This window comes from Ligilactobacillus sp. RTP31139st1_D10_RTP31139_211217, assembly GCF_040226755.1.
GTDB classification, from domain to species: Bacteria; Bacillota; Bacilli; order Lactobacillales; family Lactobacillaceae; genus Ligilactobacillus; species Ligilactobacillus animalis.
Genome location: NZ_JBCOAR010000002.1, coordinates 55775 through 78353, shown reverse-complemented (window position 1 = coordinate 78353; position 22579 = coordinate 55775). Strand labels below are relative to the sequence as shown.

20 protein-coding genes are annotated in these 22579 nt (G+C 39.9%); 19 read left to right on the top strand and 1 reads right to left on the bottom strand.

The window, feature by feature from the left end; genetic code table 11:
- Positions 1–11 precede the first annotated feature (11 nt).
- From ABT996_RS01545 to holA, 10 genes are all read left to right on the top strand, one after another.
- Positions 12–3437, top strand: coding sequence for a pyruvate carboxylase (locus ABT996_RS01545; protein WP_035448982.1), 3426 nt, complete (start codon positions 12–14; stop codon positions 3435–3437).
- Positions 3437–4558: a CAP-associated domain-containing protein gene (locus ABT996_RS01540; RefSeq protein ID WP_035448984.1), complete on the top strand. Its 1122-nt coding sequence runs from the start codon at positions 3437–3439 to the stop codon at positions 4556–4558. The genes ABT996_RS01545 and ABT996_RS01540 overlap by 1 nt, the downstream gene beginning before the upstream one ends.
- 52 nt (positions 4559–4610) lie before the next feature.
- A complete protein-coding gene (locus ABT996_RS01535; protein WP_010688784.1) occupies positions 4611–4901 on the top strand; it encodes a YlbG family protein in 291 nt (96 codons plus the stop codon).
- Positions 4902–4989: 88 nt separating this feature from the next.
- Entirely contained in the window at positions 4990–5559 is a 570-nt protein-coding gene (gene rsmD / locus ABT996_RS01530; RefSeq protein WP_258409073.1) for a 16S rRNA (guanine(966)-N(2))-methyltransferase RsmD, read from the top strand.
- Position 5560: 1 nt separating this feature from the next.
- A complete protein-coding gene (gene coaD / locus ABT996_RS01525) occupies positions 5561–6031 on the top strand; it encodes a pantetheine-phosphate adenylyltransferase (RefSeq protein ID WP_010688787.1) in 471 nt (156 codons plus the stop codon).
- Between the two features lie 63 nt (positions 6032–6094).
- Positions 6095–6376 (top strand): hypothetical protein, encoded by a 282-nt coding sequence (locus ABT996_RS01520; protein WP_035448986.1) that lies wholly within the window; start codon positions 6095–6097, stop codon positions 6374–6376.
- Positions 6377–6446: 70 nt separating this feature from the next.
- Entirely contained in the window at positions 6447–6746 is a 300-nt protein-coding gene (locus ABT996_RS01515) for a ComEA family DNA-binding protein (protein ID WP_035448988.1), read from the top strand.
- A 60-nt stretch (positions 6747–6806) separates the two neighbouring features.
- Positions 6807–7295 carry a ComE operon protein 2 gene (locus ABT996_RS01510; protein WP_035448990.1) on the top strand — a complete coding sequence of 163 codons (489 nt, stop codon included), beginning with the start codon at positions 6807–6809 and terminating at the stop codon, positions 7293–7295.
- An 8-nt stretch (positions 7296–7303) separates the two neighbouring features.
- Entirely contained in the window at positions 7304–9532 is a 2229-nt protein-coding gene (locus ABT996_RS01505; protein ID WP_035448991.1) for a DNA internalization-related competence protein ComEC/Rec2, read from the top strand.
- Between the two features lie 77 nt (positions 9533–9609).
- Positions 9610–10641, top strand: a complete 1032-nt coding sequence (gene holA / locus ABT996_RS01500; protein ID WP_035448993.1) for a DNA polymerase III subunit delta — start codon at positions 9610–9612, stop codon at positions 10639–10641.
- A 51-nt stretch (positions 10642–10692) separates the two neighbouring features.
- On the opposite strand, the gene rpsT is transcribed toward holA, so the two are convergent.
- On the bottom strand, positions 10693–10947 hold the full coding sequence (rpsT, locus tag ABT996_RS01495; RefSeq protein ID WP_103050404.1) for a 30S ribosomal protein S20: 255 nt from the start codon (positions 10945–10947) through the stop codon (positions 10693–10695).
- A gap of 273 nt (positions 10948–11220) precedes the next feature.
- Between rpsT and rpsO the strand changes: the two genes are divergently transcribed.
- The 9 genes from rpsO to ABT996_RS01450 all read left to right on the top strand — a co-directional run bounded on the left by rpsO (position 11221) and on the right by ABT996_RS01450 (position 22560).
- Complete coding sequence (gene rpsO, locus ABT996_RS01490) at positions 11221–11490, top strand: 30S ribosomal protein S15 (RefSeq protein WP_004048905.1); 270 nt, start codon at positions 11221–11223, stop codon at positions 11488–11490.
- 180 nt (positions 11491–11670) lie between these two features.
- A complete protein-coding gene (locus ABT996_RS01485; protein WP_010688793.1) occupies positions 11671–13380 on the top strand; it encodes a ribonuclease J in 1710 nt (569 codons plus the stop codon).
- A gap of 68 nt (positions 13381–13448) precedes the next feature.
- Positions 13449–14333 (top strand): hypothetical protein, encoded by an 885-nt coding sequence (locus tag ABT996_RS01480; RefSeq protein WP_035448995.1) that lies wholly within the window; start codon positions 13449–13451, stop codon positions 14331–14333.
- A 205-nt stretch (positions 14334–14538) separates the two neighbouring features.
- The gene (gene tuf / locus ABT996_RS01475) at positions 14539–15726 is read left to right on the top strand and encodes an elongation factor Tu (protein ID WP_010688796.1); all 1188 of its coding nucleotides are present in this window, start codon (positions 14539–14541) and stop codon (positions 15724–15726) included.
- 168 nt (positions 15727–15894) lie between these two features.
- Positions 15895–17181 carry a trigger factor gene (gene tig / locus ABT996_RS01470; protein ID WP_035448997.1) on the top strand — a complete coding sequence of 429 codons (1287 nt, stop codon included), beginning with the start codon at positions 15895–15897 and terminating at the stop codon, positions 17179–17181.
- 169 nt (positions 17182–17350) lie between these two features.
- Complete coding sequence (clpX, locus tag ABT996_RS01465) at positions 17351–18586, top strand: ATP-dependent Clp protease ATP-binding subunit ClpX (protein WP_035449000.1); 1236 nt, start codon at positions 17351–17353, stop codon at positions 18584–18586.
- An 80-nt stretch (positions 18587–18666) separates the two neighbouring features.
- Positions 18667–20091: an NADP-dependent phosphogluconate dehydrogenase gene (gnd, locus tag ABT996_RS01460; protein ID WP_010688800.1), complete on the top strand. Its 1425-nt coding sequence runs from the start codon at positions 18667–18669 to the stop codon at positions 20089–20091.
- A gap of 259 nt (positions 20092–20350) precedes the next feature.
- Complete coding sequence (locus ABT996_RS01455; RefSeq protein ID WP_004048888.1) at positions 20351–21037, top strand: response regulator transcription factor; 687 nt, start codon at positions 20351–20353, stop codon at positions 21035–21037.
- Positions 21037–22560, top strand: coding sequence for a HAMP domain-containing sensor histidine kinase (locus tag ABT996_RS01450; protein WP_033193006.1), 1524 nt, complete (start codon positions 21037–21039; stop codon positions 22558–22560). The genes ABT996_RS01455 and ABT996_RS01450 overlap by 1 nt, the downstream gene beginning before the upstream one ends.
- Positions 22561–22579: the final 19 nt, after the last annotated feature.

The window sequence follows — 22579 nt, the reverse complement described above, 5'->3', positions numbered from 1 at the left end:
GGTGTTTATTGATGAAAAAGATTTTAGTTGCTAACCGTGGCGAGATCGCTATTCGGATCATTCGAGCGTGTCACGAACTTAATTTACAGACAGTTGCGATCTATGCTAAAGAAGACGAGTACGGAGTCCATCGTTTTAGAGCCGATGAATCCTATCTTGTTGGAGCTGGAAAAAAACCGATCGAAGCTTATCTAGATATGGATGATATCATCCAGATCGCTAAAATGACAGGGGCCGATGGGATCCACCCAGGTTATGGTTTTCTGTCTGAAAATGAAGAATTTGCCCAAAAATGTGAAGATGCTGGGATCACATTTATTGGACCAACAGTTAAGCAATTACAAATGTTTGGTGACAAGATTGAAGCTAAAGAAGTGGCACATGCTGCTGGGCTAGAGACGATCCCCGGGACTGAAGATCCAGTTAGATCGATCACCCAAGTCCGTGAATTTGCCGATCAACATGGTTATCCGATCATGGTCAAAGCTGCTTTAGGTGGCGGGGGTCGTGGAATGCGGATCGTCTATTCTGAAGATGAATTAGAAGAAGCTTACAATCGTGCGCGTAGTGAAGCCATGCAATCTTTTGGCGATGATGAGCTTTATGTTGAAAAATACTTACAAAATCCTAAGCATATCGAAGTTCAGATCTTAGGGGATAAATATGGTAATATCTTGCATTTGTTTGAGCGTGATTGTTCGGTGCAACGTCGGCATCAAAAGGTGATCGAATTTGCGCCAAGCATCACCTTAGATGATAAGCGACGCCAAGAGATCTGCGAAGCGGCCGTTCGTTTAGCCAAAAGTGTCAACTATCAAAATGCTGGGACAGTCGAATTTTTAGTTACAGATGACAAATTTTATTTCATCGAAGTCAACCCGCGTGTCCAAGTTGAACATACAGTCACTGAAATGATCACAGAGATCGATATCGTTCAATCCCAGATCTTGATCGCTGCAGGTAAAGATCTCTTTAAAGATCTGCATCTGCCACACCAAAAAGACCTTAAATATCATGGCTGTGCGATCCAATGTCGGATCACGACTGAAGACCCTGAAAATAACTTCATGCCCGATACCGGTAAGATCGAAACATATCGTTCACCAGGTGGTTTTGGCGTGCGGTTAGATGGTGGGAATGCCTATGCCGGTGCCGTCGTGACCCCATTCTACGATTCACTGTTGGTCAAGACATGTGTGCAGGCACGGACCTTTAATGAAGCTGTAGCTAAAATGGATCGGGTCTTACGTGAATTTAAGATCCGTGGAGTCAAGACTAATATTGATTTCATGCGTAAAGTTATCAATAATGAAGTCTTTAAAGCCGGGGATGCTAATACGACTTTCATCGATCAAACCCCTAGCCTATTTGAGTTTGAACGTAAATCTAATACTGTCAACCAATTACTCAAATATATCGGGGATGTGACCGTCAACGGCTTCCCTGGTGTTAAGCAACAAAAGAAGATCTTTGTGCCTGATATCAAGTTAAAAGATACTTTTGCTCCAAGTGATGCTATCAATGCTAAAAAAGTCTTTGATGACTTAGGCGCTGAGGCAACGATGAAGTGGGTCAAAGACCAAAAAGAAGTTCTTTTGACCGATACTTCAATGCGTGATGCCCACCAAAGTTTATTTGCGACCCGGATGCGGACTAAAGATATGGCCCCAGTGATCGAAGTTTACGATAAAGCCTTGCCAAATGTCTTTTCCGCTGAAGTTTGGGGTGGGGCGACCTTTGATGTAGCCTACCGTTTCTTGAACGAAGATCCATGGCTACGCTTGCAGTTCATGCGTGAAAGAATGCCACATACGCTCTTGCAAATGCTTTTACGGGGCTCGAATGCGGTCGGCTATCAAAATTACCCAGATAACGTCTTAAAAGCATTTATCGATAAGAGTGCGGCTAATGGGGTCGATGTTTTCCGGATCTTTGATAGTTTGAACTGGATCGAACAAATGGAAAAGAGCATTCAATATGTACGTGATACGGGTAAAATCGCGGAAGGTACGATGTGTTATACCGGAGATATTTTAGATAAGAACGAAACTAAATATACTTTGGCTTACTATGAAAACTTAGCTAAACAATTAGTTGATGCCGGTTCTCAGATCATCGGGATCAAAGATATGGCTGGCTTGCTCAAACCAAAAGCTGCTTTTGAATTAGTCGGAGCTTTGAAGCAAAAAGTTGATGTACCGATCCATTTGCATACACATGATACGACTGGGAACGGGGTCTCAACTTATGTGGCTGCAACTAAAGCTGGTGTCGATATCGTTGATACAGCTATGAGCTCACTTTCGGGAACAACAAGTCAACCAAGTATGGGAAGCTTCTATTATGCATTAGAAGAAGATGCACGCCAACCAAAACTTGAAATGGAAAATGTTGAAAAGATCAACCAATATTGGCAAGGTGTAAAACCATTCTACCAAGCATTCATGAATGGAATGACTTCACCACAAACTGATATTTATCAAACAGGGATGCCAGGTGGTCAATACTCTAACCTACAACAACAAGCTAAGGCATTGGGGATCGATGACTTTGAATTAGTCAAGCAAACTTACCGCGATGTCAACGAACTTTTAGGTGATATCATCAAGGTCACACCAAGTTCAAAAGTGGTTGGTGACTTTGCGATCTTCATGATCCAAAATAACTTGACTAAAGATAACATTTTGACTCGTGGGCAACAACTCGACTTTCCTGGATCAGTAGTTGATTTCTTCTATGGTGATCTTGGCCAGCCATATGGTGGTTTCCCAGAAGAATTACAAAAAGTTGTCTTAAAAGGCAAAAAGCCGATCACAGTTCGTCCAGGGAGTTTAGCTGAGCCAGTTGACTTTGCTAAGATGGAAAAAGAATTGACCGAAAAGATCAAGCGTAAACCAACGGCTGAAGAAGTGTTGAGCTATATTCTTTATCCAGATGTCTTCATGGGCTATGAAGAAAATACGAAACGCTTTGGTTCAATGGGTGTCTTGGATACGACCACGTTCTATCAAGGGATGCGCCCAGGCGAAACTGTTCGGGTCAAATTTAGACCAGGTCGTTCTTCGATCTTTAGATTGGATTCGATCTCTGATGCTGACGAAGATGGTAATCGCAGTCTCTTCTTCTCGGTCAACGGTCAAAACTTGCAGATCGTGATCCACGATAAGAGCAAGGAAGCTAAGGTCAATGCGATCTCTAAAGCCGAGCCAACTAACCCAAATCATATTGGGGCAACATTGAGTGGTTCAGTGCTAAATGTCTTAGTCAAAAAAGATCAAGTTGTTAAGAAGGGTGAACCATTAGTAGTTACCGAAGCGATGAAGATGGAAACTACGATCAAAGCACCGTTTGATGGTAAAGTAACGCATATTTACGTTAAAGATGGCGATATTTTAGCAAGTCAAGATCTGCTGCTTGAATTAGAGCCAGTTAAATAATGTTTGATAGTAACTTTTGGAAGAAAACGTGTGTGTGTTTTGTGATCATTTTGCCAGTCCTCTATTTATTGGCGATCTTTACAAGTGATGACAAGACTGATAAAAAAGAGTTGTCTCATTCAAACGAACCACACTCACAAGTTGTTCCTAAAGTAACTAAATTAAAAACACAAGGTTTGGCACGCTATATTGGCGTGTCAAATCTTGCTTTTAGCGCTGATTTTGGCCAACCAACGCAAGTGATCACCAGTGCGGAAAATATCGAATGGCAGCAGTACCGCTGGGAAGATAAAACGTATATGTTGGTCGGGATCGATAAATATAGCGCTAAGGTCTGTGCTATCTATCTTTTAGGCGAATCGCCACTGGCAAGTGAGCTAAAAAATGGATTGAAAAAAAGCGAATTACAACAAAAATTTCCTCTAGCTATGGATTTTAAACTCAGATCAAATGAGCAAACGGCACAGATAAAATTAACGCAGACAGATCTGGCAACGAAGCCTTTGATCGCTTTTAAAAATGGCAGTTATGCGGTGAGCTATATTTCTAGGGTGACTAAAAAAGTAGTTGCAGTGGAATATCTTGATAAAGAAGAATTGCTACGCAGTGGTTTATATAAAGTTAGTTCACAGACTCCTTTACCAGTGCGTTATAGTACAGATGTTTTATCCTCGGATGATCAAGATACGATGATACAAGAGATCTGGGAAGTGTTGACTTTTGAACGGGCACAGAGGAAAGTAGCGCAGTTGAGCCAGAGCGAAGAGGCGACAGCTGTAGCTCAAAGAATAAATCAGACGTTAGAAAACGATCCTAAAAAATATCTGTCCAAAAAACAATTAAAACAGTACCGGCGACTTAAGGCAGATCGCTTAAATGACGTTAAAGTTTTACAGTTAAGACCCAATGATGTGTCAGCCCAATTATTAGCCGATGCCCAAGTTGATGCTGAACGCTTTGATATATATATCAACGGACCAGTTGTGAATCCGGTGCAATTAGTAGCAACGACGGGAAAAAATCAAAGCTTTTGGAATAACATTTTGTTTTCTAAAAATACAAACATTGGATTTAACTATGAAAATTCATGCTTGATCGTAGTTTATGATAAAAATGGATAAAATATTTGAAAAATGATGATACAATAGTAGAAGATGTGTAGGTGATAAAAAGATGGCTTTTGAAGCAAAAAAACGTCGTGGCGTGATCGTATATCTTTATCATTTGCGCCAGAGTAAACAATTAAGACGTTATGGTAATCTTCAGTATGTTTCACGCAAGATGAAGTATGCCTTGATCTATATGGATGAGGTAGATGTAAAAAAGACGGTCGAAAAATTGAAACAGTTACGCTTTGTTAAAGCGGTCGAGATCTCGAATCGACCTGATATCACGACAGAATTTTCCAAACAGGATCATCAAGCATATAAACTGACTGAAGAAGATCAAGAGAAATTCAATTAGAAATTTAGATAAAGATCGCATATCTATAGTTGTGCGATGTGTTAGATCCCGATTGCGATCTAGTGTAGTAGTTGATAAAAGAAGAGAGCTGAGTTGTATGAGAATTGTAGCAGGAGAATATGGGGGGCGTCGTTTAAAGGCAGTACCCGGAATGAAGACTCGTCCCACAACGGATAAAGTCAAAGAGGCAATGTTTAACATTATTGGTCCGTACTTAGATGGGGGCCAAGTTTTAGATTTATTTGCTGGTTCGGGTGGTCTTAGTATCGAAGCTGTTTCACGTGGTGCTGACCATGCGACTTTGGTAGATCGACAATATCAAGCGATCAAAACGATCCATGAAAATTTGAGTGTTACCAAGGAAGAAGATAAATTTACAGTGCTAAAAGGTGATGCCTATAAGATGCTCAATAAATTGGCTAAACAAGAGCAAAGCTTCGATTATGTTTTTCTTGATCCACCGTATAAAAAACAACAGATCTTAGAATTGATGGAGCAATTAAAACAATTAGGGCTTTTAAATGCCGAGGCTTTGATCATTTGTGAAACAGATCAAGTTGCTGATCTGCCCGAAGAATTAGCTGATTTTGAACTTATTAAAAAAGCTGATTATGGGATCACAGAATTAACGTTTTATCGTTATAAGGAAGTGAACTGAAATGAAGGCGATCTTTCCTGGGAGCTTTGACCCCGTGACCAATGGACATTTAGACATTATCAAGCGCAGTGCGGCGATATTTGACGAAGTATTTGTCGTGGTTTTGACCAATACCGCCAAAAAGCCGATGTTTTCGGCAAATGAGCGTCAGAGCTTTATTCAAAAGGCAACTGAAAAAATCCCTAATGTCAAGGTTTTAGCTAAGGAAGCTGATCTAACGGTGAATGTTGCGCAAGAATTAGATGCCCAGATCATCATTCGCTCGGTCAGAAATACGCAAGACCTTGAATTTGAGCAAAATATTGCGGCGATGAATAAAGAACTGGCACCAAAGATCGAGACTTTGATCTTGTTGACCGATCCCAAGTATGCTTTTTTGTCGTCGACTTTGGTCAAAGAAGTTGCACGTTTTAAGGGTGAATTGGGGAATTTAGTTCCACCGATCGTTCAAGTAGCCTTGAGTAAAAAATAATTTTTTAAGAGTAGGAAATATTTCCTGCTCTTTTTTCGTATTTATATAGTAGGAGGCGAGAAAATGAATGATTGGTATGATTTTCTGATGGAATACAAGTGGCGGATCCTTTCAGGTGGTATTTTAGCGGTGATCTTGGCTATTGTAGGGATATTTGGATTTGAACGTTCAGCTACGAATGCGACTGAAGTTTTTGCGCCAAGTTCTTCAAGTCATCAGGTGATCCAAGCAGTTAAGTCAAAGAAAACAGCAGGCTACGTATATGTAGATGTTAAAGGCGAGGTCAACCATCCGGGGTTATATAAGCTTTCGGCTAGTGACCATGTGAGGCGACGCGATCGCTAGCGCTGGTGGTCCAACAGCTCAAGCAGAAGTTTCGCAGTTAAACTACGCCAAAAAACTGACCGACCAACTATTGATATATGTTCCTAAGCAAGGAGCAACTGTTGCTAGTGCTCAAACAGCAGTCGCTCCAGCAGAACCACAGACTTCTTTGACCGCGAACGCATCGGGAGCAGACGGTAGCAAAGTGAATTTAAATACAGCAACTAAAGAACAGCTGATGCAAGTCGATGGGATCGGTGATAAAAAAGCGACGAAGATCATCGAATATCGGCAACAGCATGGCTCATTCAAACAATTATCTGAATTAAAAGATATTTCGGGCATTGGTGATAAAACGTATCAGAAATTGAGTAAGTCTTTAACGATATAGGCAATAATAGTTATCTTTGATATACTATTACTAAATTTAGAGATGATGAGGTAGGAAAAAATGGAAAAACGCATCCCTTGGGATCAATATTTTATGTTACAAGCGGTTTTGCTATCGTTACGGAGTACTTGTACACGTTTATCCGTAGGGGCAATCTTGGTCAGAGATCAGCGAATGATCGCCGGTGGTTATAATGGCTCAGTTTCAGGTGATAAGCATTGCATTGATGACGGGTGTTACATGGTCGATGGGCATTGTTTACGTACGATCCATGCTGAGATGAATGCTGTTTTGCAATGTGCTAAGTTTGGGATCCCCACAGATGGGGCAGAGCTTTATGTCACGGATTTTCCATGTCTGCAATGTACTAAGATGTTATTGCAAGCAGGGATCAAAAAGATCCACTATCTCAGAAATTATAACAATGACCCTCATGCACTCGAATTGTTGAAGTTAAAAGAAGTTACACTCGAGCAAGTCAAACTCGATAAGGAATATATTGACACTGCTTTGTTCAAGCAATTGGTCGATAAAGGAGAGCCTAAGTAATTCAAGTCATGCTTTTATTGACAGCCTTTGTAGCTGTCAGTTTAAGTTTTTTGATACTTGACCATACTTGGATGGCAGGGATGGTCGTGTTAGTTTTATTCTTAAGACTGTTGGCCACTAAAAATATTCACCTGATCAGTAGTGTATTAGTGATTTGTGTGTTTTTTAGTATCCGGTTTTATACTTGGCAACAAAATGTACATCAAGTTATGCAAGTCACACCAGATGTGACCCAGAAGCAACATTTGCTGATCTACAGTGATGAAACTAAGATAAGTGGGGATCTATTGACATTTAAGGCCTGGTGGTGGGAAAAACGCCAGTGGGTGAATGGATATTATCGGATCCGAACTTTAGCTGAAAAAAAGACGTTATTACAAATAAACAAGACAAAGATCTGGAATGTGACGGGAAAAGTTTTACCGTTGCAAGCCCCGACCAATGAGGCTCAATTTGATTGGCGCCGTTTTTATCAAGGAAAGAACATCTTTTTAGCTTTTGCTGTGACACATTACACTTTGCAAAAGGTACCACCGGGACAAATGGTGTGGCGCGGGCGATTACATGATCTGCGCCAAGCATTGCGTTTAAAATTAAAAAGGCTTCCCCGACCATTAGATTGGTACAGTGCTATGTTGCTATTGGGGATAAGATCGTCTGACGCTGATAAAACTTTAGCTGATATCACGCGCTTAGGATTGTTGTATCTATTTAGTTTATCTGGCCTCCATGTTTTTTATGTAGTCAAAACTTTACGTCGTTTCTTAAAACTCTTGCGTTTACCAAAATGGCTAGAAATTCTAGTGGTTTTAGGTGTTTTGCCTGTTTATGCGATCTTAGGTGGGGCCTCTGCGAGTTTGGTACGTGCGGTCTGGATGTGTTGGCTAAAACTGGCAAAGAGGCTCATAAAAGGAGTGCGCTTAAAACTAGCCACTATTTGGGCAGTGGTTTTATTACTTGAACTATGGCGCTATCCGGCGTTGTTTTATCAACTAGGGGCACAGCTGAGCTATCTTTTGACTCTGGTGATCGTTACAAGTAAAACGAGTTCGAACTGGTTGTTTAATTTGAAGCTAAATGCTTTTAGTGCACCACTCGTATTATATTATACATATCAGTGGAATTTCTTGACCTTTTTGATAACAGGTTGGATGAACCTGATATTTGAGTATATTATTTTACCAGTGACCTTTATCGGTGCAGTAGTCCCATTTTTGCAGAATTTAGCAGCTCAGCTCTTACAGCTGATCTCAAGCGGTTTGAATTTATTAGCGCGCTTGCCGAGTAATTTGATTTTAGGTAGACCGCCATTGATAATGGTCTTGTTTTGGTTGGGTGTACTATTGTGGTTACAAGGTAGTTCGAAAAAAATTCGCTGGTTAGCTTTATTAGGGATGAGTTATTTTTTGACCTTTTTATTGTTACGTTATCCTTTGAGTAGTGAGGTCGTATATTTTGATATAGGTCAAGGTGACTGCACTTTGATCAGAGAACGTTTTTCGCGGCGAGTGATCTTGATCGATACTGGGGGTAAAGTTCATTTTTCAATGCCTAACTGGAAAAAGCATCCCACTAAGACAAGTGGTGAGACGATCGTGGCCAATTATTTGCTGAGCAAAGGGATCACCCGGATCGACCAACTATATTTAACGCATCAAGATGCAGACCATGTTGGAAATTTCCCAAGCTTGAGCCAATTGATCAAGATCAAACAGATCATCGTACCAGCTGGAATGGAAAATCTACCTAGTTTTAAGCATCGGTTGGCTAAGTCGGCGGTTATGCCTGAAGCAGTTAAAGGTGTAACTGATAGGGTGAAACTATCTGATCCACACTTGAAGTTGTTACATCCCTTCGCGCGTGGACAAGGAACAAATGCTGATTCACTCGTTTTGTGGCTCGATTTTTATGGCCTAAAATGTATTTTTACAGGTGATCTCGATCGCAAAGGCGAACTTGCGGTCAGCAAGAAATATCCTAATTTGACAGCAGATGTGTTAAAGATGGGGCATCATGGAAGTAAGACAGCGACTGATCCTAAATTCGTGCAACAATTAGCTCCTAAAGTTGCGATCATTTCTGCTGGGCGGCATAACCGGTACGGTCATCCAAATCAGGAAACTTTGGTGACTTTGCAGAAAGCAAAAGTTCCGTACTATGTGACGGCTAAAGTCGGGATGATAAAATTTACTGAAATGTTAGGGTATTTCTCATTTTGGGATCTTAAAGATAATTAGAGCTAATAGGATAAATATGGTATGATTGTTAAATCGGAATAATAGCAGAAGAAGGGAAGCGAGCTTTAGTTAAAACTATGGTGACGGTAGAAAAAGTCTTAAATGACATTGAAAAAAATCAGATGGCACCAGTTTATTTGGTCTTAGGTGAAGAGCAAGTCAATGCTGAGAAGATCAAACAAAAACTGATCGCCAATTTCCCGGAAGAAGAACGCGAATTCAATATTGGAATTTATGATATGGAAGAGGTAACGCTATCGACTGCGCTAGCCGACGCAATGTCGGTACCGTTTTTTGGAGAAAAGCGGCTCGTGTTTATAAATCGACCGTATTTTTTGACCGGTGAAGCTAAAAAAGTAAAACTCGAACACGATCTAGATGAATTGATCGCTTATGTAAATGATCCTGAACCGACGACGGTACTAGTTTTGATGGCACCTTATGCTAAACTAGATGAGCGTAAAAAAGTGGTCAAACAGATCAAACAAAAGGCTGTGGTAGTCGACAATAGTCCGCTGACAGAGATGGCTGTACGCAAGCATTTATCCGCCGAATTGGCCCAAAAAGGCTATACGATCGATCCTAGAGCCTTAGAGATCTTATTACAACGAACGAACACCAACTTGACTGCGATCGCTAATGAGTTACCAAAGCTCTTATTGGTAGCTGAAGATAAGCAGATCACTGTTAATGAAGTATCTGCGATGGTCTCACGTTCTTTAGAGCAAAATGTGTTTGATCTGGTCGAACTTGTTTTGCAAAAAGATACGGCTAAAGCTTTGGAGCTATATCGTGATCTATTGCAACAAAAAGAAGAACCTTTAAAGATCAATGCGATCTTAGAAGGGCAGTTCCGGTTATTACTTCAAGTCGAGATCCTACAAAAACATGGCTATGCTCAAGGTAATATTGCAAGTACGTTAAAGGTCCATCCATATCGGGTCAAATTAGCTTTGCAAAAAACGCGGGTCTTTAAGCGCCAAGATTTAAAAAATGCTTATCTAGGTCTGATCCATATCGAGGAACGATTAAAAACTACGACGCAAGAGCCAGAATTACTTTTTCAACTATTTATGCTTAATTTTGCTCAAAAAGCGGTCGTGGTATAACAAAAAAGAGCTTGGAAATTTAATTTCCAAGCTCTTTTCAGTTATCATTCATTATTTAGATAAACGTGCAGCCATACGAGACTTGTCACGCGCAGCCTTGTTAGCTTTGATCAAGCCTTTAGAATGTGCGCGGTCAACAGCTGAAACTGCTTCGCGGTAGAGTTTTTCAACATCTTCTGCACCTGCAGTCTTAGCTTTTTCAAATTTCTTGATTGCTGTACGCATCTTGCTTAATTCAGCAGAGTTACGAGCGTTAGCTTTTTCGTTTGTTTTTACACGTTCGATTGCGGATTTGATAATTGGCATGAATGTCACCTCCACCTGTATGATCCGTAACGGTATCATCTAAATTTTCAACATATCTCATTATACAAGAGCGTTTTAAACAATGCAACAGAAAAATGAATTTGATGTCAAGAAATATTCCTTGACACTTATTTATAAATTTAAGACTTGCATTTCAAAGCAAAATCTAGTAGATTAGATTAAGTACAGATGTACCGGACCTATAACTTAGTTTGGCGACGACACCGACGACTTACTCGGTTTTAGGCAGAATTTTTGAAAGGTGGAAATACAATGGCTATTTCAAACGAAAAGAAAAACGAAATCATGAAAAAATACGCACGTCATGAAGGCGATACAGGTTCAGCAGAAGTTCAAATCGCTGTTTTGACTGCAGATATCAACGAACTTAACGAACACGTACGTAGCCACAAGAAGGACTTTGCTTCCCAACGTGGTTTGATGAAGAAGATCGGTCATCGTCGTAACTTGTTGGCATACTTGCGTAACAAGGACGTTCAACGTTACCGTGAATTGATCAAGAGCTTAGGCTTGCGTCGTTAATCTTATTTTCGAAAGTGTTGCTAGGAGTGATTCTAGCAACACTTTTTTTCTGCCTGGATATAATTGTTAACTGGTACCGTAATTATGGTATAATCATATATTGATAGGTCGATTTTTCGACCCGTGTTAAATATGATAATTAAAATATTTTATACAAAAATCTAAAACAGAGGTGAGAATATGAGTGATATAAAGATCATTTCACTTGGTGGCGTACGTGAAAATGCTAAGAATATGTATGCCGTTGAAGTGAATGATGATATTTACATCCTAGATTGTGGATTGAAATATCCTGAAAATGAATTATTAGGGATCGATATCGTGATCCCTGATTTTGAATATTTACGTCAAAATGCACGCCGGATCGTCGGAGTATTTTTGACACATGGACATGCTGATGCAATCGGAGCATTACCATATTTTGTAAGTGAGTTTGATGTACCTGTCTTTGGTTCAGAATTGACGATCGCTTTAGCTAAAATTGCTTGTGAAAATGAAGAGATAGCAAAGAAATTCAATGATTTTCATGTTATCAATGAAAAAACAGAGATCGATTTTCCTAGCGCAACGGTGTCATTTTTCAAAACAACTCACTCGATCCCAGAAAGTTTAGGGGTAGCATTGAAAACAGATGAAGGAACGATCGTATATACTGGTGATTTCAAGTTTGATCAAACAGCTTCAGCGCAATATCAAACTGATCTCGCACGTTTGGCCGAGATCGGAAACGATGGCGTTTTAGCGCTGTTGAGTGACTCTGCAAATGCAGAAAATCCAAGTGAAACGGTCAATGAACGTGAGATCTATGATTTTATCAGTGAGACCTTTGAGTATCGTAAGGGGCGGATCATCGTTGCCTGCGTTGCTTCCAATATCTCACGGGTGCAACAAGTTTTGGATGCCGCCCAAGCTAACGATCGAAAAGTTGCTTTGACTGGACATGATGTTGAAAAAATCGTCCGGACAGCTTTGAAATTAAATAAACTTCACTTGCCGAGTGATGATATTTTGATTCCGATCAAAGATATCAAACGTTATGATGATGATCAGATCGTTATCCTAGAGGCTGGTCGTTCGGGTGAACCGTTGAAGTCCTTGCAAAAAATGGCTTTAAAACGGCATCGTTCCGTTTCGCTACATGAAGGTGATCTCGTCTTTATCACGACTACACCATCACATGCAATGGAGACCAACGTGGCTAAAACACGTGATATGATCTATCGCTCGGGTGCTGATGTCAAATCGATCTCAGATGAATTGAACTCTTCGGGTCATGCTAGCAAAAATGACTTGCAGTTGATGATGAATTTGTTAAAACCACGTTATGTATTACCAGTCCAGGGTGAATATCGTTTGTTAGCGGCTAATGCACACGCAGCGACAGAAGTTGGGATCCCAGCGGAAAATATCTTCTTACTAGCAAAAGGCGATGTGGCTGAATATACTCATGGCAAGATGTTAGTTGCCTCATCGGTCGAAGTCGGTAACACGATGATCGACGGGATCGGGGTAGGTGATATTGGTAATATTGTGCTTCGTGACCGTAAGATCTTGTCTGAAGATGGGATCTTTATCGCGGTAGTCACGATCGATCGCAAGAAGAAAAAGATCGTAGACCGACCAAAGATCACTTCAAGAGGTTTTGTTTACGTTAAGACAAGTCGCGATCTGATCGCTGAAAGTGCCGATATCATTACTAAAACTGTCCAATCAAATCTTGACAATAAAGAATTTGATTGGGGACATTTGAAACAAGATGTGCGTGAGCAGCTCAATCATTTTCTCTATGAGCAAACAAAGCGTCATCCCGTTATTCTGCCAGTGATCATGGAGATAAACCAATATCATGGTCATGGTAAAAACAAGAAGAATAATGGTTCGCACAAATAATGCGACTTAAAATTATGAAGGTTGTAACAAAGATATGTTACAGCCTTTTTGAATAAGGAAAGTGAACGATGGAACAAGAAGAATTATATGCGGCTGGTCAGGCAGCTTTAGAAAAAAGTGATTTTTTACAAGCTAAGGAATTATTATTACAAGCGTATCAAGCTAAAAAAACGTTTAAAGTAAATTATTTGCTCTTTACCGCACTAAAAGAATTGAAAGATCACCAAATGGCAAGTTTATTGGCTGAGGATTATCTGTTAGATTATTTACGAGATGATCAAAAGTTGACAGAATATGTAACAGAGATGATCTATGCCGGTAAGGTCAGAAAAATCGAGATGACCTTAAATTTGATGAGTGGTTTCATGTCAGCTAAAGAAAAAGCCAATTTCACGCGCTTATTTGATCAAACTTTGGCTACTGTAAGAACGCAAACGGATGTAAATGCTTTGACCAAAAGATTGAAGCATTTAGGTGCACTCGCTATTTTGGAGCAACGCCAAGTTTTTGAAGCTTCAGGAAGTTTGACGATTGCTGAATTTGTGGAAAGTGTTAGTGCTGACCTAGTGGATGAAGATGTGCATCCGTTAGTCAGAGCGGCTATTTTAGATGAATTGCGCTATCTTGGGAGTGAAAAAGCAGTCACATATCTGCTATTTACAGGTGAAAAACAAGACTTTGTTCCGGGTAACTTGAAAGAATTAGATGATTATGTGATGTATCAGCGTCTGACAGCTTTGCTGGAAAATGATCCTGAATATGCTGTAGATCAAAAGGAACAGATCTTAGCGGAATTAAAATTAAAATTGCAACTGCTTTATCCAAAATTGACAGCACCATATGCTGATCCGGAGAAACTTTATGCGGTATTGCTAGGAAAATCAGGCTTAGACGCACAAGAAAATGAATTTGCGCAGGCCTTGGAAAACAGCCTAGCACAGTGGACGGTTTAACTAATTTCAAATATTTTTTTAAAAAATTGGATTTTAGTATTTACAAAAATCAATAGTGACTATATAATAATTCAAGGTTTTCAGTTTAGAAGGAACCCGAGTAATAAATTACTTGGCATTCTTGACTGGAAGTAGTATAATAAAATTTAAAGGATTATCGGCAGAATTGCAGATTTTCTTTGCAAAATTACAGGAGGTTCTATTAATGGCAAAAGAACATTACGAAAGAACAAAACCCCATGTAAACATCGGTACAATTGGACACGTTGACCATGGGAAAACAACTTTAACAGCAGCTATCACAAAGGTTTTATCTGAAAAAGGTTTAGCTCAAGCTGAAGATTACGCTTCTATCGATGCTGCTCCAGAAGAACGTGAACGTGGTATCACAATCAACACAGCACACGTTGAATACGAAACAGAAGGCCGTCACTACGCACATATCGATGCTCCAGGACACGCTGACTACGTTAAGAACATGATCACTGGTGCTGCTCAAATGGACGGTGCTATCTTAGTTGTTGCTGCAACTGATGGTCCTATGCCACAAACACGTGAACACATCTTGCTTGCTCGCCAAGTTGGTGTTGAATACATCGTTGTATTCTTGAACAAGTGTGACTTGGTTGACGACGAAGAATTATTAGACTTGGTTGAAATGGAAGTTCGCGACTTATTGAGCGAATACGATTTCCCTGGTGATGATATTCCTGTTATCCGTGGTTCTGCTCTTAAAGCATTGGAAGATGATGAAGATGCTAAGAAGAAGATTCTTGAATTGATGGATACAGTTGACGAATACATCCCAACACCAGAACGTCCAACAGACAAGCCATTCTTGATGCCAGTTGAAGACGTATTTACGATCACAGGTCGTGGTACTGTTGCTTCCGGTCGTATCGATCGTGGTATCGTTAAAGTCGGCGACGAAGTTGAAATCGTTGGTTTGAAAGACGATGTTCTTAAGACAACTGTTACAGGTGTTGAAATGTTCCGTAAGACACTTGACGAAGGTGAAGCTGGTGACAACATCGGTGCATTGCTTCGTGGTGTTGACCGTACACAAATCGAACGTGGTCAAGTTCTTGCAAAACCAGGTTCAATCCAAACACACAAGAAGTTCAAGGGTGAAGTTTACGTCTTGACAAAAGAAGAAGGTGGCCGTCATACTCCATTCTTCTCAAACTACCGTCCACAATTCTATTTCCACACAACAGACGTTACAGGTGTTATCGAATTGCCTGAAGGTGTAGAAATGGTTATGCCTGGCGATAACGTAACATTCTCCGTTGAATTGATCGCTCCAGTTGCTATCGAAAAAGGTCTTAAATTCACAGTTCGTGAAGGTGGCCGTACAGTTGGTGCTGGTGTCGTTTCTGAAATCGACGACTAATATTCTTTTGAATATTGAAGAAGGCTTGGGTTCGTCCCAAGTCTTTTTTGTCTAAAAAATCGACTTTTTGTACTATAAACATTTACATTTAAAGCTTTCTAAGTTAAACTTAGTTAGTATGCAATTACTCAGTAAATTGTACAAACTATTTTACTCGGAGGGAAAATAATGTCTGTAAAATGGGAAAAAGAAGAAGGTACAAACAACGGTAAGTTGACCTTTGAAATCGAACCTGCAAAAATCAAGGAAGGTTTAGACACAGCATTTAACCGTGTCAAGAAAACTTTAAACGTACCTGGCTTCCGTAAGGGTAAGGTTCCTCGTCAAATCTTTAACAAAATGTTTGGCGAAGAATCACTTTACCAAGATGCTTTGAACGCTGTCTTGCCAGAAGCTTATGCTAATGCTGTAGCAGAATCAAACATCAAACCAGTAGCACAACCAGAGATCGACGTTGAATCAATGGAAAAAGATTCTACATGGGTCTTGACTGCTAAAGTTACGGTTGAACCAGAAGTTAAATTGGGTCAATACAAAGATCTTGAAGTTAAAGCACAATCAACAGGAGTTACTGACGAAGAAGTTGATGCTGAAATCAAGAAATTACAAGAACAACAAGCTGAATTAGTGTTGAAAGAAGATCAACCAGCTGCTGAAGGCGACACAGTTGTTATCGACTTTGAAGGTAAAGTTGACGGTGTTGCTTTTGACGGTGGTAAAGGTGAAAACTACTCACTTGAACTTGGCTCAAACACATTTATCCCAGGTTTTGAAGACCAATTAGTTGGTCACAAAGCTGGTGAAACAGTGGAAGTTAACGTAACATTCCCTGAAGAATACCATGCTGAAGACCTTAAGGGTAAAGATGCAGTCTTTGAAACAACGATCCACGAAGTTAAGACTAAGGAATTACCTGAACTTGACGACGAATTTGCTAAAGACGTTGACGAAGAAGTTGATACTTTAGTTGAATTGAAAGCTAAGACACGTGAACGTCTTGAAGCTCAAAAACAAAACGCTGCAAAAGAAGCTATCCAAGAAGAAGTTATCGATAAAGCAGTTGAAAATGCTGAAATCGGCGAGATCCCAGGTGCAATGATCGAAGAAGATGTACACCGTCAAATGGATCAATACTTAGCTGGTTTGCAACAACAAGGTATCAGTGCTGATATGTACTACAAACTTACAGGTTCTTCAGAAGAAGACTTGCACAAACAATTTGAAAGTGGTGCACAAAAGCGTGTTAAGACAAACCTTGTCTTAGAAGCTATCGTAGCTGCTGAAGATATCAAAGCCTCAGAAGAAGAAATCAATGCAGAGATCAAAGAATTAGCTACACAATACGGCATGGAAGAAGCTGCAGTTCGCTCAGCTCTTTCAGATGACATGTTGAACCATGACATTGCTATCAGAAAAGTCGTTAAAGAAATGACAGATTCTGCAAAACAAGTTTAATACTTGAGTGACAATATCAATTTAATCTTGTGATTTTAGGGATCGCAGCGGAATTTATCTGTTGCGATCCCTAAATTTATCCATTCACCTGATAAATAAAAAGTAAGTATTAGTTTTTAGTAGCAATGTCTGATAGAATATAAGTAATTATTAGATAAAGGTGATTTAGATGTACGAAAATACAGATCCAAACGAACCCGCAGTTTGCTCTTTTTGTGGCAAATCTGAGCGGCAAGTTAAAAGTATGATCTCGGGCCCTGGCGTGTATATATGTAATGAATGTGTCGAATTAGCCCAAACGATCATCAGCGAAGAAAATAAAGCTAGTGTTAAAGATGAATTTACTGATGTACCGACACCAAAAGAGATCGTTGATATTTTAAATCAATATGTTATCGGACAAGAACAGGCTAAAAAGACCTTGGCAGTAGCTGTATATAACCACTATAAGCGGATCAACGCTTCATTTGATACTGCTGACGATGATACGGAATTGCAAAAGAGTAATATCTGTCTTGTAGGGCCTACTGGTTCAGGTAAGACATTCTTAGCCCAAAGCTTAGCTAAGATCTTAAATGTCCCATTTACGATCGCTGATGCTACGACATTGACAGAAGCAGGCTACGTTGGTGAAGACGTTGAAAATATCTTGTTGAAGCTCTTACAAAATGCAGATTATGACGTTGAACGAGCTCAAAGAGGGATCGTTTATATCGATGAGATCGATAAGATAGCTAAGAAGAGTGAAAATGTCTCGATCACCCGTGATGTTTCGGGTGAAGGTGTCCAACAATCGCTTTTGAAGATCTTGGAAGGCACAGTCGCTAATGTTCCACCACAAGGGGGCAGAAAGCATCCACAACAAGAATTTATCCAGATCGATACGACAAATATCTTGTTTATCGTAGGTGGGGCTTTTGACGGTATCGAAACGATCGTTAAAAACCGTTTAGGAGATAAGACGATCGGTTTTGGTGCTGATAGCAAGCAAAGCTATGATGAATCTAAGAGTATTATGCAACAGATCATTCCTGAAGACCTCTTGAAATTTGGTTTGATCCCAGAATTTATCGGACGTTTGCCGATCTTGACGGCACTTGAAAAGCTTTCTGAAGATGATCTAGTTCGGATCTTGACTGAGCCTAAGAATGCTTTAGTCAAGCAATACAGCAAGTTGCTTGAATTTGATGGGGTAAAACTCGAATTTGAAGAAGATGCTTTACGTGAAGTGGCTCATTTAGCGATCGAACGTAATACTGGGGCCCGTGGCTTGCGTTCGATCATTGAAGCTACGATGCGTGATATCATGTTCGAGGTCCCAAGTAATAAGGAGATCGAAAAAGTTATCATTTCAAAAGATACGGTTTTAGGTAAAGCTGAACCTACCTTAGTGATGAAAGCCTAATTCTTAGTAAGCGTCTTTAAAATCTTAGGCAATTTTGGTAAAATTAAGTGCAGTAGGAATTTTAGGAGGTTAAGTTGGATATGAGTAAAGCACAAATCGGTGTTGTCGGTATGGCTGTTATGGGCAAGAACTTGGCTTTGAATATTGAAAGTCGGGGCTATAAAGTTGCGATCTTCAATCGTACAGGTTCAAAGACTGAGCAAGTTGTTGCCGATCATCCAGATAAAAATTTAGTTCCAAGTTATACGATCGAAGACTTTGTTAATTCATTGGAAAAACCACGTCGGATCATTTTGATGGTCAAAGCTGGTGCGCCAACAGATGCAACGATCAAGAGTCTCTTGCCTTATCTTGATAAGGGCGATGTTTTGATCGATGGTGGGAATACTTTCTTTGAAGACACCATGCGTCGTAACGCTGAATTAGACAATTCAGGGATCAACTTTATCGGTATGGGTGTTTCTGGCGGTGAAAAGGGTGCCTTAGAAGGTCCTTCATTGATGCCAGGGGGACAAAAGGAAGCTTATGACCTTGTAGCGCCTATTTTGGATCAGATCGCTGCTAAAGCAGATGATGGCGAAGCATGTGTAACTTACATTGGACCTAATGGGGCTGGCCATTACGTTAAGATGGTCCACAATGGGATCGAATACGGTGATATGGAACTTATCGCTGAAAGTTATAACTTATTGCGTAACTTGCTAGGTCTTTCAGTCGATGAGATCGCTGCTATCTTCCACGAATGGAAAGATGGCGAGCTTGATAGCTATTTGATCGATATTACGGCTGATATTTTGACCCGTAAAGATGATGAAGGTACTGATAAGCCGATAGTTGATGTGATCTTAGATCGTGCGGGTAATAAGGGAACTGGTAAGTGGAGTTCACAAAGCGCCCTTGAACTAGGTGTTCCACAATCATTGATCACCGAATCTGTTTACGCACGTTACATCTCTGCTCTTAAAGATGAACGCGTAGAAGCGGGTGAAGTTTTAGCTAAGCCAGAAGCATTTGATGCTAAAAAGCTTGATAAAAAAGAAGTTGTTGAAAAGATCCGCCAAGCGCTTTACTTTAGCAAGATCGTCAGCTATGCTCAAGGTTTTGAACAAATGCGCTTTGCCTCTGAAAAATATGACTGGAATTTAGATTATGGCTCTTTAGCTAAGATCTGGCGTGAAGGTTGTATCATTCGGGCTCAATTCTTGCAAAAGATCACAGATGCATTTGATAAGGAACCAGAATTGAAGAATTTGATGCTCGATCCATACTTTACTGAGATCACAGCTAAGTATCAAGCAGCAGTTAGAGAAGTAGCTGCCTTAGCTATTCAAGCGGGTGTACCTTGCCCAGGCTTTACTAGTGCAATTACCTACTACGATCAATATCGATCAGCTGTTTTACCAGCAAACTTGATCCAAGCACAACGTGATTACTTTGGGGCACATACTTATGAACGTGTCGACAAAGAAGGTAATTATCACTACGAATGGTATCACGAAGAATAAACTAGTTAGCAAAAGGGGGTACGAATTGATCGTATCCCTTTTTTTAGGCAAAAAATCAAGCATGATTATTATCTAAAAAATTATAATTAAATATCCAAATTTAATGTTGGGTGGCAAGATAATAAGAAGTATGCTATAATAAATCTTTCTTAAGGTAAAATTAAGGTATACTTATTGATGGCATCAATGTTAGAATTAAGTATGTTATCATTAAATAAATAATAAAAAGTTTAACAACAAGATATAGGAGTGTGGAATAATGAGTAAGATACTTATCATCGAAGACGAAGAAAATTTAGCTCATTTCGTTGAACTTGAATTAAAGCATGAAGGATATGAAACTTATGCTTGTGAGAGTGGTCGGACTGGTTTAGAAGTAGCTTTGAGCGAAGAATGGGATGCCATCTTACTTGATTTGATGCTTCCTGACTTGAATGGCCTTGAAGTATGTCGTCGTGTCCGTCAAGTTAAAAACACCCCAATTATCATGATGACAGCGCGTGATTCTGTGATCGATCGTGTATCCGGTCTAGATCATGGGGCTGATGATTATGTGATCAAACCATTTGCGATCGAAGAGTTATTAGCCCGCTTGCGTGCCGTATTGCGTCGCGTTGATCTTGAAAGTGAATATAATTCATCTAAGCAAACAACAGTAAGCTATCGTGACCTTGTGATCGAAAAAGAAAATCGTGTTGTCCGTCGTGGCGATGAGATCATTGAATTGACAAAACGTGAATATGAATTATTGTTGACATTGATGGAAAATGTCAATGTAGTTTTGGCCCGTGATGTATTATTAAAAGAAGTTTGGGGTTACGAATCACAGATCGAAACTAATGTCGTGGATGTTTATATTCGCTACTTACGTAATAAGATCGATCGTCCAGGTGAGGATAGTTATATCCAAACTGTACGTGGAACCGGCTATGTAATGCGTTCCTAATGTGTATTCGAAAGGCTATTTTGCATAAAAAGCAGCTAAAAGATAGTCATGCAAAATCATTCTTCTCACTTAAGCTAAAATGGTCGGTTGGCACTGGGATCGGAGTTTTGCTGATTTTTGCTGTTTTTTCAGTCCTACTTTTTCAAAGTTTTTCGAGCCTATTACTAAATCAAGAAAAACAATATGCGCAGGAAGCGTTAGATACAGCCGTTGAAAGTTTAGCGACCAATACTAAAGAATTGACGCAAGATCGGGTTGAACATTCATTGAGTTTGCGGGTGCATAATGAACGGAATATAAAAGAACTACAGACACTTTATTCAAGTTCATTTTACACCTCACTAACACGGGAAAATATCAGTATCAGTGTCTACAACCTTTCAAACGAAATGGTTTTTGCTTCACGCGATGTGCCGGTAAAGTTTGATCAGGCTGAATTGACTGAGGAAAGTAAGATCGAACATACATCTGCGTATAATGTTTTGGTTTTAGGGAAAAAAGTTTTTTCTGAGAAAGATAAGCATTTGATCGGATATGTTCAAGTTACCAATGATCTGGTCAATTACGATCAGACTAGACGTAAATTGATCTTGATCTTTTTAGTATTCTCTTTGATCGCTGCGATCGGGATCGCTTTACTTAGTTATGGCTTATCGTCTTGGCTATTAGGACCGATTGATCTGATAAATGACACGATCGGCAAGATAAATGGTGATGATGAAAGTGATGCTTTAGCTAATTTACGTGTGCCTGAATTCAAGCATGAAGATGAATTGGCTGAACTAGGACGTTTATTTAACAAGATGCTCGATCGGATGCAACGATATATCGAACAGCAACAGCAATTCGTGGAAGATGTTTCACATGAACTTCGGACACCAGTTGCGATCATTCAAGGGCATCTCTCGCTTTTGAAACGTTGGGGCAAAGATGACCCAGCAGTCTTGGATGAGTCGATCGAGGCTTCCTTACAAGAGATCGCTCGAATGAAGAGTTTAGTTCAAGAAATGTTAGATCTTTCTCGAGCTGAACAAGTTGAGATCCAATTTGGCAAAGAGATCACCGATGCTAAGGAAGTCGGCTTACAGGTGTTCAATAACTTTCAGATGATCCATCCAGACTTTACCTTTGTGTTAGATGATGATCTTAAAGATATCACTAATGTTCAGATCTATCGGAATCACTTAGAACAGGTATTGATTATTTTAATGGATAATGCGGTCAAGTATTCACGTGAACGCAAAGAGGTCCATATGACGTTATCTAAAAACATCAATGATATTGATATCGTGATCCAAGATTTTGGTGAAGGGATCTCGCAAGAAAACATCGACCGGATCTTTGACCGTTTCTATCGTGTTGATAAAGCACGAAGCCGCGATAAGGGCGGTAATGGTCTAGGGCTTTCGATCGCTCGACGTTTGATCGAGGGCTATCACGGTAAACTAGTCGTTGAAAGTGCTGTGGGACAGGGTTCAGTCTTTCGTGTTTCCCTGCCTTTAGCCAAAAATAAAGATAAATAAAAAATAGGTTTTTCCTGCT